The 15,623-nt window shown below is 66.3% G+C and carries 11 protein-coding genes; 4 read left to right on the top strand and 7 right to left on the bottom strand.

The annotated features are described in order from the left end of the window. The first annotated feature begins 120 nt into the window (after positions 1 to 120). The gene (locus KF791_17995) at positions 121 to 2,184 is read left to right on the top strand and encodes a transketolase (protein MBX3734473.1); all 2,064 of its coding nucleotides are present in this window, start codon (positions 121 to 123) and stop codon (positions 2,182 to 2,184) included. A gap of 33 nt (positions 2,185 to 2,217) precedes the next feature. Here the strand turns inward: KF791_17995 and KF791_17990 are convergent, their stop codons facing one another. The 7 genes from KF791_17990 to KF791_17960 are packed head-to-tail and all read right to left on the bottom strand — an operon-like array spanning position 2,218 to position 10,611. Then, complete coding sequence (locus KF791_17990; GenBank protein MBX3734472.1) at positions 2,218 to 5,148, bottom strand: TonB-dependent receptor; 2,931 nt, start codon at positions 5,146 to 5,148, stop codon at positions 2,218 to 2,220. A gap of 21 nt (positions 5,149 to 5,169) precedes the next feature. Beyond that, a complete protein-coding gene (locus KF791_17985; protein MBX3734471.1) occupies positions 5,170 to 6,561 on the bottom strand; it encodes a tetratricopeptide repeat protein in 1,392 nt (463 codons plus the stop codon). 16 nt (positions 6,562 to 6,577) lie between these two features. Then, entirely contained in the window at positions 6,578 to 7,240 is a 663-nt protein-coding gene (locus KF791_17980) for an energy transducer TonB (GenBank protein ID MBX3734470.1), read from the bottom strand. A gap of 12 nt (positions 7,241 to 7,252) precedes the next feature. Further along, positions 7,253 to 7,660 carry a biopolymer transporter ExbD gene (locus KF791_17975; protein ID MBX3734469.1) on the bottom strand — a complete coding sequence of 136 codons (408 nt, stop codon included), beginning with the start codon at positions 7,658 to 7,660 and terminating at the stop codon, positions 7,253 to 7,255. Continuing rightward, positions 7,657 to 8,397, bottom strand: coding sequence for a MotA/TolQ/ExbB proton channel family protein (locus tag KF791_17970; GenBank protein ID MBX3734468.1), 741 nt, complete (start codon positions 8,395 to 8,397; stop codon positions 7,657 to 7,659). The genes KF791_17975 and KF791_17970 overlap by 4 nt, the downstream gene beginning before the upstream one ends. A gap of 19 nt (positions 8,398 to 8,416) precedes the next feature. Then, positions 8,417 to 9,847, bottom strand: a complete 1,431-nt coding sequence (locus tag KF791_17965) for a MotA/TolQ/ExbB proton channel family protein (GenBank protein MBX3734467.1) — start codon at positions 9,845 to 9,847, stop codon at positions 8,417 to 8,419. Further along, positions 9,844 to 10,611: a DUF3450 family protein gene (locus KF791_17960; GenBank protein ID MBX3734466.1), complete on the bottom strand. Its 768-nt coding sequence runs from the start codon at positions 10,609 to 10,611 to the stop codon at positions 9,844 to 9,846. The genes KF791_17965 and KF791_17960 overlap by 4 nt, the downstream gene beginning before the upstream one ends. A 145-nt stretch (positions 10,612 to 10,756) precedes the next feature. Here KF791_17960 and KF791_17955 point away from each other — a divergent pair, with 145 nt between their 5' ends. From KF791_17955 to KF791_17945, 3 genes are all read left to right on the top strand, one after another. Continuing rightward, entirely contained in the window at positions 10,757 to 11,776 is a 1,020-nt protein-coding gene (locus KF791_17955) for a DUF533 domain-containing protein (GenBank protein MBX3734465.1), read from the top strand. 156 nt (positions 11,777 to 11,932) lie between these two features. Next, a complete protein-coding gene (locus KF791_17950; GenBank protein MBX3734464.1) occupies positions 11,933 to 12,754 on the top strand; it encodes a c-type cytochrome in 822 nt (273 codons plus the stop codon). A gap of 160 nt (positions 12,755 to 12,914) precedes the next feature. Continuing rightward, positions 12,915 to 15,146 (top strand): hypothetical protein, encoded by a 2,232-nt coding sequence (locus KF791_17945; protein MBX3734463.1) that lies wholly within the window; start codon positions 12,915 to 12,917, stop codon positions 15,144 to 15,146. Positions 15,147 to 15,623: the final 477 nt, after the last annotated feature.

Genomic DNA, 15,623 nt, shown 5'->3' with positions numbered 1-15,623 from the left:
AGCCTTCCGGGAGGCCGCCGGGGAATCGGGCACCGGAAAATCCGGTTTTCAATTCCGGGCCCCCTCCGTAGCGTCTTGGGCGCCCTGCATTGACGCGGGGAGTTGATTTCTGAAAGCCCCATGGCCGCCGATACCACTGTTGTTGCCAAAGTCGAGCTCCCGACGCTCCAGCCCCTGAACCTGAAATCGCGTCTCGCGGGGACTCCGGCGGCCCCGCCGCGTCACGCCGTGACGGTCCGCAATGCGGCGGGCGGGGAGGTGACGGTGGCGGATCCGAGGGCGGTTCGCGCGTTGGTGGCACTGATGGATGTGCACGCCGTGGTGGGCGGTGCCGCCTGCCATTGGGGGGGGCCTGCCGCGTTTGCGGAGGTGAATGCCGCCACCCATGCGCTGATGTTCGCGACCCGGGACCGGCCGTGGCATGATGCCTTCAATTTCGTGAACGACGCGGGCCACGCGGAGAACGGAATCTACGCGCTCCGCACGCTCTACGGCTTCGACGGGCTGACGGATGAAGACCTGCGGAAGTTCCGGAGCATCCAGTCCAAACTCACCGGGCATGGCGAGTCGCACCTGAACCCGGAAGGCGTGCTGGTCTCAAACGGTCCGCTCAGTTCTTCACTGCCCGTGGCGCAGGGGTTGGCCATCGGGGACCGTCTGGCGGGACGCGACCGCGTGACGATCTGCTTTCTCTCGGACGGCGGCTCGATGGAAGGGGAGGCCAAGGAGGCGTTTGCGGCAATCCCAGGTTTGGCGGCCAAAGGGAAGGTGAATCCCTTCGTGCTGGTCCTCTCCGACAACGATACCAAGCTGTCGGGGCGCATTGATCACGATGCCTTCTCAATGGAGCCGACCTTCCAGGCGATGCACACCCTGGGATGGAACGTGCTGGAGGTGAAGCATGGCCACGACCTGCAGGCGGTGTACCTGGCGATGGAGCGCGCGGTGGCCGAGGCCCGGGAGCATCCGGACCGCCCGGTGTGCGTGTGGCTGCACACCATCAAGGGGTATGGCATCAAGGCCACCGAGGAGAACTCCACCGGCGGTCACGGGTTCCCGCTCGCCAATGGCGAAAAGATCGTGGACTGGATGCACGAATTGTTTGCCGGGGCGACCCCGCCGGAGGACCTGATGGCTTGGGCCCGGTCCCTGCGGGCCGACTGGGAGCGGCAGGACGCTGCGAAGAAGGCGAAGCCGTCCGCCGCGCCGGCAGCCCCGCCGGTGAAGAAGGAGAAGGTTCAGGCCGGGCTCGCCAAGGGCGCCCTGCGGGCGGCGCAGGACGGCTATCCGGTGTACTCGGTGTCCTCCGACGTGCAGGGCTCGACCGGGATCAGCACGTTCCAGAAGGCGACCGGACGGTTCCTGGAAGTGGGCATCGCCGAGGCCAATATGATTTCCACCGGCACCGGGCTCAGCAAGGCGGGTTTCATTCCCATTGTGGACACCTTCGGCCAGTTCGGGGTCACCAAGGGCAACCTGCCGCTGACGATGGCGGCGCTGTCGCAGGCGCCGATGGTCGCCCTGTTTTCGCACGTGGGTTTCCAGGACGCCGCAGACGGCGCGTCCCACCAGGCCACGACCTACCTGGCCGCGGTGAGCTCCATCCCGCACACGCTGGTGGTGGCGCCGAGCTGTGCCAACGAGGCGGAGGCCTTCATGTACGACGCCGTGAAGCACATCGCCGAAGAGCGGCGGGCGGGTCGGGACGGCGACTCGGTGGTGTTCTTTGTCGGGCGGGAGAATTACCCGCTCGAGTGGGTGCCCGGGGCGACCTACGCCTGGGGCCGGGCCCAGGTGATTGAGCAGGGCAGTGATGTGGTGCTGGTGGGCTGCGGGGTGCTCTTCAGCAAGTGCCTGGAGGCCGCCCGGCTGCTGGCGGAAGCGGGACGGTCGGCCACGGTGATCAACAACCCGTTCGTCAACCGGCCGGATGTCGCCACGATCGGCGCCGCGGTGACGCGTTGCCGCGGCCGGTTGGTGACCATTGAGGATCACCAAGTGGTCGGCGGGATGGGTGCCCAGTTGTCCCACGCCCTGTCGCGTGCGGGCATCGCCCACAGTGTCCGCAGCCTGGGCATTCTGGGCGAGTTCGGCCAGTCGGCCTATCTGGCGGAGGAGTTGTATGCCAAGCACGGACTGACCGGGCCCCGCATGGCTGCAGCCGCACTGGAATTGATCGGCTGACCGTCCGCGCGGACGCGGCAACGGCGCGCCAGCTCAATACTCGTAATTGAGCACGAGGGCGATCGTCGAGCCCAGGGTGGCACGGGAATAGACCGGACCGCTCGCGGGTTCGCCGTAGGTTCGGAGGGCGTCCGGATTGAGCAGGTTGCGGCAGCTCAGGCGCAACTTCCAGTGGTCCGTCAGTCGTTGAGTGGCCACGAAATTCAGCTGCACCGGGGGATGCTGGTAAACGTCGGGTCCGGCGCGGTCCACTAGGAAAATGTAGGGCCCCGAAGCCCCCAGTGAAACCGTGGCCGTGGTGCCGGTGGCCTTGTGATCGTAGGTGAGGTCGAAATTCACGATCCACGGCGACTGGTCGTAGAGGGGCCGCGTCGGCGATGTGTCCGGAAACAGCACCTGCTTGTTGGCCAGCTCGGTGGCCGTCCATTCGACCTCGGACTTGATCCACGCAAAGTTGAATCCGACGATGAATTCGTCGAGGGACTCGTCGAGGATGTCGAGGCGGGTGTTGGCCTCCAGTTCGATGCCGTACAGGGTGGCGTCCTTCCGGTTTTCGAAGGTCACGATGCCCCCGCCGAAGGTGACCGCCACCTTTTCGATGGGCTGCTCCAGGTACTTGTAGAACCCGCTCACCGAGAAGACCGTTCCCGGCCGCGGGAAGTATTCCCACCGGAGGTCATAGTTGGTGATGTCGGTCATCTGCAGGTTTGGATTTCCCTCGATGATTTCATTGCCATAGGGGTCGTAGGAGCGGTACGGGGCGATCTCGCGGAACGTCGGGCGGGCGACGGTCTGGCTGAAGCTGGCCCGCAGGTTCATGTTGGTGACGATCTGAAACACCGTGCTCACCGCGGGCATCACATCCAGCTGGCTGATCAGCGAGTTGGTCTGCCGCCCCGCCGATCCGCCGTCCACACCCAGCAGGGTGCTCTCCATGCGGGCGCCGCCCACGATCTTGAACCGCTCCAGCAACGGCAGCTCCGCCATCGCATAGCCCGCGGGGATCTGCAGCTGCCCGTTGTAGAAGCTCGTGCCCACCGCGGGGACAAAGCGGCGCTGGAAGCTGTAATTGATGCCGTTCCGGTTGGTGGTGGTGGTGTACAGGATGTTGGTGGCGTTGAAGTAGTTGTTGGGTGTGCCGACGATGGTGGGACCCGACCATCCCGACGTGCCGTCGAACTGGAAGGTCTGCTCGGTGAACTGCCGTTGCGCCCCGTTGAAGCCGCCGCCGAACTTCACATGGCCGTCGAGGTCCGCCCATTGCTTGAACGGCAGCTTGTTGTTGAGCGAGGACCAGATCGCGTCCTCGTTGATGGTCCGGTAAAACCGCGTCGGGACGATCGGCTCCGGCAGGGAGTTGCTGAAAAAGGCGCCGGTCCCATTGGGTTGGTGGGCGTAATTGAACATGCGGAGGTCCGGCTCATCCTGGGAGGTGTTGGCGATGCTGATCAGCCAGTCCGTCTCCATCTCGTGAAGCCGCTCGAAGCGGTCTGTTCCCTGGATCTGGAACGCGTGGATCTGCCGCTGGGTCCATTGCAGCAGGTTGGCATCCACCACCTGCTCCACGTTTTCCACCTCACCGCGCTGCAGGCGGGCGAGGTCCTCACCGCTCTGATTCCAGTAGAAGGTGAAGGCCAGGGTGTGGTCCTCGGGCACGAGCTCGTACGCCAGGGACACGACGCTGGCCCACTGCACCTCCATCAGGCTGGAGACGTCGGTGAACTCGCGAAGCGGCACAACGCCCTGCGAGGTGTACCGGTAGCGGTTCTGGACGCCGTCGTCGTAGAAGAACCAACGGCGGCGGTACACGCCGCTGACGAAGTACCCGAAGTCATGGCCATTCAGGTCCAGGGTCTCGCCCACCGAGAAGGTTCCGCCGTAGTTTGGGGGCGGCGCGGATCCCGGGGTCCCGCCGAAGCTGTAGTCCGGAAAGGATCCCAAGGACGATTGAACCTTGTCGGCCTGGGCCGCGCGGGCGGCGGCCTGTTCGGGGGTCTCGTTGGCCGGGGCGTTTCGGGGTGCCTGAAGGGTCTGACCGGTCTGTCCCTCCAATTGGGACGGCATCGCACGGTTCTTGAGTCCGAAGCCCGCCCAGTCGAACTCGCTCCCCGGATAGGAGAGGAAGTTGCTGTTGAAGGTGGACTGCGTGTTGTACTCGAGGCCGACCTCGAAGCTGAGAATGAAGCGGTCCGGGAAGGACTTGGTCTTCAGGTTCGCCAGGCCGCCGGCAAACCCGCCGGGAAGGTCCGGGGTGAAGGTCTTGTTCACCGAAATCTCCTGGATCATTGCCGCAGGGATGATGTCCAGCGGCGCCCCCACCCGATAGGGATCGGCCGTGGGGATGAGGGCACCGTTGAGCTGGGTGAGATTGTAACGGTCACTCAGGCCGCGGATGACCGCGAACTTGCCGTCCACAACCGTGGTCCCCGGCAGTTTGGCGATCACCTGTGCGGCGTCGGTGACCCCGAGGCGTCGGAATTGTTCCGATCCGATGGCATCGAGGAACGAGGCCGAGGATTGTCGCTGCTCCAAGATCTCGATAGTCTGGTCCTGGAAGGTCTCGGCAGTGACCTCATACTCCTCGAGCTCGTAGAACTCCGGCCGGAGGGTGCCGTCGAGGGAGGTCGCCAGTCCCGGCGCCACGCGCACCCCGGAGGTGCTGGCGGAGGCAAACCCCGACTTGCTGAAACGCACCGTCTGGTCGCCCGGGGGCACCCCCTCGAGACGGTAGCGCCCCTGAAGATCGGTCGTCGCCGCGAGCAGGGTGCCCCGGACGGTCACGATGACACCCGGGATGGGACGCCCGTCCCATCCGTTGACGACCAGTCCGGCGAGGGACCCGGGGTCGGTCTGCGCGGCGCCACTCCCGGCGAGCAGGACCAGCAGCAGCCAGCAGAGGCCGCGCAGGCACGGCTGCGGAATGGGCGGGAACCTGGGCACCTCGGTCCGGGGGAGGGCGGTCATGGCCTCGGGGTTTGGGTCGCTCTATGAGCGCCGTCCCGCCGTGCGGGCCACCTGTTCCACGCGCTCCAGGTAACGCTGCACATTGTCCCGGGGCGTGATTTTTTGGGCCTTTCTCAGCAGTTCGAGGGCACTGTCGTATTTCCGTGAAGCGACCAGCAGTTGCGCCTGCTTCAGCAGGGCCTCCGCCTCGAACCCCTCGATCTTCCCGGCGGTTTCATAGCGCATTCGGGCCCGGTCGGGCTCCCCGGTCCGGGAATAGACGTCCCCCGCCATCAGCAGTGCCTCGCCATCGAGCGGGTTGCGGGTGGCGACATCATCCAGGATGGCCAGCGCCTCGTCCGTACGCTCCTGGTTCAGGGCCAGGCGGGCGGACAGCTTGAGCCATTTCAACTCCTCGGGTCCGGTCAGGGCTCCGCCTGCGGCCGCTTTGATCCTGGCCAGCAGTTCTGCGGATTCCTTCCACGCACCACGGGCCGCGAGGATCTCGGCGGCCCGGAGCGACTTCGACAACTGGGCTCCCGGATCCTTTTCAACCGCCTCGAGGTAGGCCGCGAGCGCGAGGTCCCGGGCGTCCTGGGTCATGTAGAGATCCCCCAGGAGCAGCAACTGGGCCGCCGTGGCCTTGTCCAGCCGCCGGAGCATTTCGAGGGAGAGCGCGGCGCGGGCGGGCTGGTCCTTTTGGATCAGCACGTTTGCCTGCAACGCCCACAGGGCCTCGCGGTCCGGATGTTCCTGGAGCACTTCATCAAGGAGCGCGAGCGCCTGATCGAAACCGCCCAGGGCAATGGCGCTTTTGACCAGCCCCAGCTTGAATTCGATGTTGTCGGGTTCCAGCACCAGCGCCTGCTGGTAGGCGCCCTGGGCGGAGGCGTGGCGGCCCTGGTTGAGGTAGGCGAATCCCAGCAGCCCGTAGAGCCGCGGATCGGCGCCGCCCAGCGCGACGGTGCGCGTTAATGGCCGGACGGCCTCGTCGTACTGGCCCGCCCGCAGGAGGGCAAAACCGAGGTTTTTCTGGGCGCGGAGGAAGTCGGGGAACTTCTCCGTGGCCACGGTGAAGGACCGGATGGCGTTGGTAAGGTCATCGGTCTGGAAATGGACGTTGCCGAGGACGAAGTCGAACTGGGCGCTGGCGCCGGGCTTTGCGCGGTCCTGCAGCAGCTTGAGTGCGGCTGCGGGATCGGTTTGCAGCACGGGGACCAGCTTGTCCCGGTAGAACGCCTGTTCCTCCGGCGTCATGCGGGGCTCGACATCCGGCTTCATGCCATAGGTGCCGAGCAGCCGTTTCTGAAATTCGGGATCGTTCCACGTTGCGGCCAGCGGGTGATCGGGAGGCACTGGCGCAAAGGCGGGTGCCGCGGCCCGGGCCGTGAAGGCGCCGAGCACGGTCACGAGGATGAGGCTTCGGGAGGTCATGGAGGTTGAAGGCGGGTCAGGCGGGCGGACGGAACCGGAAGGTCTGGCGGTTGTAGGAGCGCACCGGTTTGCCCTCGCGCAGTCCCGGGCGGAATCGCCACCGCCGGATGGCCTCGAGGGCGGGCCGCTCAAACTCGGGATGGGAGGAGCGATCCACGCGCGCCTCCTCGACCCGGCCGGATTCGTCCACGACAAAGTCCACGATCACCATGCCCTCCAGACGGGCCTTGCGCAGCTCGGTGGGGTAGGCGGGCGGCACCTGGGAAACCGGCTGCGGACGCTGCTCCAGATCCGCCCCGCCGAAAGTGTCGTCGCCTGCGGAAACTGCGGACGTGGCCGCGCGGAGGTCGCCGAATCCGGCCAGCGCGCCGCCGGATCCGACCGCGACGTCGAGGTCGGCGCTCAGCGGAATGTCCATGGGATTGTCGGCGAGTTCGGGGGGGGCCTCAGGCTCCTCCTCGTTGGGCTCCTCGGGCGGCGGCGGCGGTTCCTCCTCGGCCTCCGGCGGGGCGGGGGCGGCCACGTCGGCGCGGGTCAGCATCAGCTGACGGCTTCGCGATGCCGAGATGGCGGTGGTGAATGGCAGCACGACGAAGACGCCCAACGTCAGAAGCAGCCCCAGCAGGATGGCCGTGGGCCAGTCCCGGTGGAAGCGGGGCGGTTGGTAGACATGCCGCATGCCGCCGGGATTTCAGCCACCCTGCTCGGTGGCGATGCTGACATTCTTCGCCTTGCCCAGTTTTGCCTCGTCAATCACCCGGACGAGCACGCCCGATGGCGTGGCCTTGTCGGTCTGCACGATCACCGGGAGTGGGTCGCGGTCGCACAGCCGGGTGACGAGCGGTCGCACGCCGCCAATGCCAATCTCCTTGCCCCCATACACGACCTGCCCCTGCGCGGTGATCGCCAGGATGATGCTGTTCTTGTCGAGTCGTGATGCCGAGGCGGCGGACGGTTTGTCCACCTCGACGCCCGACTCCTCCACAAAGGTCGTGGTGACGATGAAGAAGATGAGCAGGATGAACACCATGTCGATGAGCGGCGACATGTTGATCTCGGAGCCCTCCTCCGCATCGGTCAGCGAGCGCCGGAACTTCATTGGGCCGGGAGCGGGTTGATCAACGGAGGAGGGGCATCCGCGATGGGCAACGGCGGGTTGGGCGTCACGGGTCCCGGTGTCGGGATCGCTTTCGGAACCTCGGCAAAATCCTTCCGGGTGAACACGCGCGTCATGCCATGCATGGAATGCACGCTTCGGAAATGACGCAGCGTGAGGCTTTCCAGCGAGGTAAGAAAGGCCACGTACTGGTTCCGGCTGCGCTTGACCAGATAGACGATGAGCATTCCGGGCAGGGCGACCAGCAGGCCCATTTCCGTGGTGATGAGGGCGGTGGAAATGCCCTGGGCCATCACGTCCACCGTCTTCCCGCCGCCCGCCGCAATGCCGCGGAAGGTGACCAGCATCCCGAGCACCGTGCCGAGCAGACCCAGCAACGGGGCCGCGGCGACGAGCACGTTCAGCGTGGTGATCCGGCGGTCCACGTCGGGAATCCGGGCGTTCATCACCTCCGCAAAACGGCTGGAAATCGCCGGCAGGGAGTTCACCCCGTCCTGGGTGTAGCGCACCACCTCCCCGACCTCCCCCTCGGCGGTGGAGGGATTCTGAACCCACTGCCGCAACTGCTCCGGTTCGACGCGGGCGAAGCGGCGCCGCTGCATGAAGAACCAGAGATGGATGCCGGTGATGTACAAGCCGGCGGCGACGAGGGCGATGGGGATCATCGTCCAGCCGCCAGCGTGCCACGAGTGCCAGATCTTGAGCAGCGGGGTCTCCATGGGGTCTTGGGGTGTCGGGTCAGGTTCGGAAGATCGAATCCTCCGGAAGCCCGTTGATGAAGCTGACGGCGGTCTGCTCCATGCTTCCGAGGATTGCCCTGGCCTTGCGGGTCAGGAAGGCATGGGCCAGGACCGCCGGGATGGCGACGTAGAGGCCGGATTCCGTGGTGATGAGCGCCTCGGAGATGCCGGAGGACATGGTGCGCGGATCGCCGGTGCCGAAGACGCTGATCATCTGGAAGGTCGCGATCATGCCCGTCACGGTCCCGAGCAGTCCCAGCAGCGGCGCGGCCGCGGCGGTGAGCCCGACGAAGGGGATCAGGGCCTCCAGTTTCGGCTTGGTGTTCAGCATGTGCTCGTACAGCACCTCCTCGACGTATTCCTTCTTCTCGTCGCTGTGCTCCACGGCTGCGACCAGGAGTTGTCCGGCGGGTCCGGGAATGGCTTGTGCGGACTTCATCGCCGCCCCGGAGTCGCCCGCCTGGACCTGCTGGATCACCGTCTGAAGCTCCCGGCTGCTGACGAGGCGCACCTTCGAGAGCTGCACCCATTTGTAGATCGTGATGACCAGGGCGGTGACTGCCAGGAGCAGGATGGGCCACATGACCACGCCGCCCTTCACGAAGTGCTCGATGGGCGTCTCCCGTATGGAGGCAATCTTGATGGCGTTGCCCATAGTGGCATCCACCGACAGCGGACCGGAACCGGTTGTCGCCAGCTGGCGGACCCCGGAGGACAGTTCGGGCGACAGCTGAAAAAGGCTGGGATCCGCCTTGTTCAACTCCTGCTGGACCAGTCCCGTGGCGTCCGACTGGTCGCTGGCGAACACTGCGACCGGGCCGACGAGGGCGACCCGCCCCTTCTCGATCTGGCCGCGCGGCCCAAGGACCGACGCTTCAAAGGTCGTGCCTCCGGCCACGTCGCGCAGGCGCGCAATCGAGGCTTCCAGCATCTCCGCCCTGCGGGCCAGCTTCTGATCGGCGTCAAGGTCGAGCGAGGCCGCGGCGGCATCCACACGATCCAGCATCGGGCGCACCCGCTCCGCCTCGATCACGTGGGTGCGGGTGCGGAAGGCCCTCGCGTATTCGGCGAGCAGGGAGTCGAGGTACTTGACCTCTTCCGATCTTGCACGGACCTGCGAGCGCAACTGATTGAGCTCCACCAACTGGTTTTCCTGGAACCGCTCCGCCTTTTGAAGGGCAGCCCGTTCCTCGATCACCTGCTGCTCCAGGGCGTTGACCTGTTGGACCAGGGGCAGTTTACCGGCCTCGATGCTCCGGCGGACTTCGGCCAGTTCGGCAAGACTCTTCTTGAGGTCCTCCTGGGTGCCGGATGCCAGGGCGTCCCAATCGGGAGTCTGCGCGACGAGGGAACACACGGCCATCAGGGCGACCAGCCCCTGAGCCGGGAGCAAGGCCCTCAGGAAAACGGGAAAGGGATGGCGTTTCATTGGACGGTGACCGGAAGACCCACGAATGCGGCCGGCTTCTGATTGCGATACATGGCCAGGGCCTCCTGAACTTTCCCGGCGATCTGCGGGTCCAGCTTCCAAGTCCATCCCGCGGCCGACGGGGTGCCGATGCCGGAGACGTCGCCGTTTGCGGAGGCGTAGAACGCCTGCCCAAGTCCCAGGTAGAGGACGTCCACCGCCACCGGTTGACCGGCGGCATTGGGTCGCTTTTCGTTGCTCACGACCACGGCGCCCTGGAATTTGTCGAGTTCGTTCAACAACGAGACAACCGTCTGGAGCCTCTCGGTCACGCCAGCCCTGGTCTCGGCGGGATCGTTTGGAAGCCGTTGGAGGATCGGTTGCACGGTTTCCAGCAAGGGCGGTGGGATCAGGGGAATGAGCTCGCGGACCTGCGCCTCCAGCCCCGCCACGAGGCTCCGTGCCCGATCCAAGGCCTGGGTCAACGCCTTCAACTCCGCCTCCGCCTGAATCCGCTCGGCGTCCGCGACCGAGCTGTTGGTGGACAGCCGCCCCGCCTGTTCCCGGACCGCCTTCAACTCCCGCTCGAACAAGGCCCGCGACTGCTCCAGCATCTCCCGGTCGGAGTCCCACTCGGTGCGGGTTCGCGAGATCAGCTGCTGGGTTTGAACCCATTGCGACAGGGTGTCACGGGCAGCCGAAAGCGGGCTTTCCGCCGCGGTCGCTGCCAAGTGCCATCCCAACAAAATCAGGACGGCCGGGAGCCGTCCGCATCCCCTGTTCACGGGATGCACGCTGGGAAGGGCAGGTTTCGCACCCGTGGCGCCTTTGTGACGATTCCGTGACGACCCGATCCGTGGCGAGATGGCCCCGTGGGGGGATCGTGTGGGATCGTTTGGGACCGTAGATTCCATCCCGGAGTTCGCGTGATTGCGGCATTGCCGTGCGGACGAGGTTGGGTTCAATCAGCGCTGCCGGCAGCAGTCGGCGTCCATGAATGCCGAACAGCAGCAGGCCCTTCTCTCCCTCGCACTCCATGCCGCCTATGCCGACGGCTCCGTCTCGGCCGAGGAGCAGGCGGAGCTCCGGCGTGTGGCGGAGCGTTATGGTTCGGTGGGGGTGTTGCCGCCAAGCGCCGACGCGGAGGTGCGGATGCAGACGGTTCGCGATCTGGCGGCCCGGCTGCGCGGTCCGTTGACCGGACTTCCGGCGTACGAGGCGGCGGTTGCGGTTTGCGAGGCGGACCATCCGTTGGTTCCTGAGGAGCAGTCGTTCCTCCAGGCGCTTCGGGCCGACCTGGGCCTGGACGAGACCTATGCGCGGGATGTGGAGCGTCAGACCGACACCTGGACGACATCGGAGATTCCCGTGGTCCCCGGTCCGACCCTGCCGCCCGTCCTGGGCGTGGCGGTTCCGGCGCGCCTTACTGCTGCTGCGGATCCCGGATTGGATCAGACGATCTTGAATCAGGCGGTTCTTGCCGGCGCCCTGGAGCTTCTGCCTTCAACGCTGGCAACGCTGGCGATCGTGCCCCTTCAGATGCGGTTGGTGTACCGGGTGGGGAAGGCTTACGGCTATGAGCTCGATCGGGGGCACATTCGCGACCTGCTTGCCACGGTCGGGGTCGGCCTGACCTCCCAGGTGGTGGAAGGGTTCTTTGGCAAGGTGGCGCGCGGCCTCCTGGGACAGGTTGCGGGGGGCATGGGCCGTGCGGTCGGCGGACAGGCTGCGAGTTCCGGTCTTTCCTTCATCACGACCTACGCCCTCGGTCAGATGGCCCGGCAATACTATGCCGGCGGCCGGACATTCAATGCGATCGAACTGCGCGGCCTGTACGACACCCTGGCCGGCCAGGCCCGCGGGTTGCAGGGGCGGTACCTGCCGCAGATCCAGTCCGAGGCGTCGCGCATGCAGGCGGGCGGACTCCCGGCCTGGCTGCGTCAGGGCTGAGGTGGGGCGACTCCGTGGGCCCGGCGGTGATTGCTGGAACCTTCAGGTCCAGCGGTTCGCCTTTTCATGATGAAATGTCCATCGGGCGCGTCCAACGGATGCCCGATAGGCCGCCCAGGCCCCGCATGCCACATGCTCGTAAACCACTGAACCCCCATGAACCCATTCCATCGCCTGCTTTGGATTTCACTCGCTCTGCCCGCCCTTCCGCTGGCTGTAAACGCCCAGGGGCGCGTTCGATGGGAAGGCAGCGGTGGCTGGGCTCAGTCTGCCGAGTTTGTGCGACGCTTCGACACCAACGCCCTCGTCACGATTGCGGGCACGATCGTTCGCCTCGAAACCTTTACGCCTGGACGCCGCATGTCGCCCGGAGTTCGTGCAGTGGTCGAGTCCCCTGCTGGGCGAATCCCTGTGCAGCTCGGGCCCCAGTGGTTCGTGGAACGGCAGGATGTCCGGCTTGGAGCTGCGGATCCCGTGGTGGTATCGGGATCAAGGGTTCCGATTGGTGAAGACTTTGTGGTGGTCGCCACCACGGTGGTGAGGGGCGATCAGACCCTTCATCTGCGCGATGAAGACGGCACGCCTTTGTGGTCCGGGGGCCCCACCCGACCGCGGACAAGTCCTCCAGCGGCGGGCCGTTGGACCCTGCAGCTCCCGGAGGGCGAAGTGTCCCGAGGAAAGACCGCATTTCGCGATCTTTGGTGCCATGCCTGCCACGTGGTGCGGGGACACGAATCGGAGTTTCCCGCCCCCTACGCGCAACCACCGGTTCCCGTGGTCCTGGGGCTGGAATCGCGAACGCCAGGTCGGATGGATCTCGTGAACTCCCTCATCAATCCATCGCACCGAATCGAACCCGGTTTCCAGAAGGAGCTGGTCCGCACCGGTCAGTTTTCCCGAATGGGGGATTACAATGAAACCATGACGCTGCAGCAGTTGAGCGACCTCGTGGCCTTCCTCGAATCGCTTCCACGCTGAACGACTCCCACGTTCCACTGCCCGCGGTTCCCGCATTACTGAAATGAGATCCAACGTCGTTCCCGTCATCAGGACCGTCTGGCCCCGGAGAATTGAGGGCCACCGTCCGCCCCGGGCTCCCTGTTGGTATCTCGCAGGAATCATTGCAGCCCGCATGGCGGTGGCCACCCTGACTGGACAGGGGGTGTGGGACGACCGGTTCGGACCCGTGGGCGTTTCCGGCACGGTCGGCGTGGTGGCCGTCGGTACTGACGACGTGTTCGTCGGAGGCGATTTCGGCGCCGCGGGAGGGGTCCACTTGAGTCACATCGCCCGGTGGAACGGGCGCAAGTGGTCCGCGCTTGGCAGCGGGGTGAATTCCAACGTCCTGGCCATCGCAGTGAGCGGCACCAACGTCTACGTCGGCGGGCGGTTCACCATGGCCGGTGGCATCCCGGCCAGGCGTATCGCCCTCTGGGACGGGCAGTCGTGGACGCCCGTGGGCGGTGGATTCGATGATGAGGTTCGCGCGCTTGCCCTCCTGGGGGACGATCTTTATGCCGGGGGGTCCTTTACGCGGGCCGGGGGTGCCGCCATTGCGCGGATCGCCCGATGGAACGGCAGCGACTGGTCCGCAGTGGGCGATCCCCTGAGCCAGAACGTCAACGCCCTCGTCGTCAGCGGCGCGGATCTGTACGCAGGCGGTTTCTTTCAATTTGCGGGAAACCTCGAGGTCAACCAGATCGCGCGCTGGGACGGTACCAAGTGGTCGGCATTGGCCGGGGGATTTCCCAACAACGGGTCGGTACGCGCGCTCGCAGCGGACGGGGACGCCCTGTACGTCGCGGGCGCGTTTGCCCGGGCAGGCGGTATCGCGGCGCGAAACGTTGCCCGGTGGAACGGCAGCGGCTGGTCCGCGTTGGGGGAAGGCATCCCGGGGGAGGTATTCACGGTGGCGGCCCGTGGTGCCGACGTGCTTGCCGGGGGCGATTTCGCCGAGGCGGGCGGCGTGGCGGCGCGCGGCATCGCGCGTTGGGATGGCACCCGCTGGTCGGCACTGGGCGCGGGTATCGAAGATGGCGCGGGCCGGGCCATCGGGTTCCGGGGCCCGGAGGTGTTCGTCGGCGGCAACTTTTCAACCGCGGGAGGCATCCAGACGTTCAACGTGGCCCGCTGGCGGGATGACCGGTGGCTGTCCCTTGGCAACGGGTTCAACGACGCCGTCTTCGCAGTGGCGACGAGTGGAACCAATTACTACGTGGCGGGGAATTTCGACAGCGCGGCCGGGGTCCCGGCGGGCCGGATTGCCCGGTGGAACGGCCGGAGCTGGTCTTCACTCGCCTCCGGCGTCAACGCTGCGGTCCGTGCCGTCGCCGCTCGGGACGGCACCGTCTATGCCGGCGGCGACTTCACCTCCGCCGGGACGACTGCGGCCTTGCATGTCGCGCGCTGGGACGGCGCCACCTGGGCGCCGTTGGGCCCGGGACTGGACGCCACGGTTCGGGCGCTTGCCGTGGGCCAGTCCGGGGAGTTATTCGCCGGTGGCGACTTCACCAATGCCGGCCCGGTGGCAGCGCATGGCATCGCTCGTTGGGATGGAGCCGCGTGGTCCGCACTCGCCGGAGGGCTCAACGGGCCGGTTCGCGCCCTCGCGATCGGCGACACCCACGTATACGCCGCCGGCTCCTTCTCCGTGGCGGGGTCGGTCGTCTCCGTCGGGGTGATGCGCTGGAACGGATCCGAATGGAGTGCCATGGGAGGTGCCGGCCTCAACGGATCGGCATTCGCCCTTGCGGTGCGTGGCAGCGATGTGTTTGTGGGTGGCTCGTTTTCGATGGCCGGGGGCATCCCTGCCAATGCCATCGCCCGCTGGGACGGCAACGCCTGGTCCGCACTGGGAACCGGGTTGAACAACCCGGTCTTTGCGCTCGCGATGGAGGACGGGGTGCTTCATGCCGGTGGTGCCTTCACGTCGGCCGGTGGCCGGGCCGCCCGGTTCATCGCGCGATGGGATGGGTTGGACTGGTCGGACCTCGGTTCCGGTTTGGACAGCTGGGTCATGGCGCTGGCCCGACGGGGGCCGGACCTTCTCGTGGGCGGGGTGTTCGGGGAGTCCGGAGGCCACCTTGCGAACCAATTCACCCTCTGGCACAGCGGCGAGACGGTCGCACCTCGCATCACGCGGTTCGTGGTCGAGGGATCCGACGCCCGGGTGGAGTTCACCACCGTTCCGGGTCAGAACTACGCAGCAGCCGCGACCGGGTCACTGGGGAAAGAGGATTGGAGGGTTTTTGCCGGCAACATGCCGGGAGACGGGACCATCCATTCGGTACGGCACCCGGGAGGGGTGGGGCCACCCGCCGGATTTTACGGGGTTTCCAGCATGATTCCGCCCTGGGATGGCTTTGATTGATGGGGGGCGGAGGGATCGTTGACTCCGTGTTGGCCGGCCTCCTGGCACAGGTTGCTGGGCATGGCCCGTGCCCGCTGATGACAACAGGACCACCCGCCCCGGTTCCTGAGCTGGTCCTCGCTCGCAGACCAGAAGGTGGTCGTGATTGTCCACGCGGGTGAGCGCACACACGTCCAGTGCGAAGGATTCCGGAAGCCCCGGCGCCTGCCGCAGGATGCCACCCATCCGCCACAACTCCCACAGAGTTCTGACCCCGCGCAAACCGAGCCCGTCTTACCTCAAAGTGTCAAATGTTTAGGTGCGTCCCCATTGCTCCCGATGCCGGGCGCACGCAGGGGGAATTGATCATCAGGGACCAAATGCGTCCGTTATGCCGGTGACGAGCGCGGCCAACTCGCCGACACGCATTCGTGCCCGTCGCAAGCTGGGGGCCCGCTCCGCGGCCCGGTTGATCGACCAGGCATTGCGAACAAAATC

This window comes from Verrucomicrobiia bacterium, assembly GCA_019634635.1.
In the GTDB taxonomy this organism is placed as follows: domain Bacteria; phylum Verrucomicrobiota; class Verrucomicrobiia; order Limisphaerales; family UBA9464; genus UBA9464.
Note: the sequence above shows the minus strand (reverse complement) of the source record. Positions and strands in the feature narration are given on the sequence as shown.

Excerpts from the sequence above, each read along its gene's own strand:
- KF791_17965 (MBX3734467.1), bottom strand. The coding sequence starts at position 9,847 with ATGAAACGCCATCCCTTTCCCGTTTTCCTGAGGGCCTTGCTCCCGGCT.
- KF791_17980 (MBX3734470.1), bottom strand. The coding sequence starts at position 7,240 with ATGCGGCATGTCTACCAACCGCCCCGCTTCCACCGGGACTGGCCCACG.
- KF791_17950 (MBX3734464.1), top strand. The coding sequence starts at position 11,933 with ATGAACCCATTCCATCGCCTGCTTTGGATTTCACTCGCTCTGCCCGCC.
- KF791_17995 (MBX3734473.1), top strand. The coding sequence starts at position 121 with ATGGCCGCCGATACCACTGTTGTTGCCAAAGTCGAGCTCCCGACGCTC.
- KF791_17975 (MBX3734469.1), bottom strand. The coding sequence starts at position 7,660 with ATGAAGTTCCGGCGCTCGCTGACCGATGCGGAGGAGGGCTCCGAGATC.
- KF791_17985 (MBX3734471.1), bottom strand. The coding sequence starts at position 6,561 with ATGACCTCCCGAAGCCTCATCCTCGTGACCGTGCTCGGCGCCTTCACG.
- KF791_17970 (MBX3734468.1), bottom strand. The coding sequence starts at position 8,397 with ATGGAGACCCCGCTGCTCAAGATCTGGCACTCGTGGCACGCTGGCGGC.
- KF791_17990 (MBX3734472.1), bottom strand. The coding sequence starts at position 5,148 with ATGACCGCCCTCCCCCGGACCGAGGTGCCCAGGTTCCCGCCCATTCCG.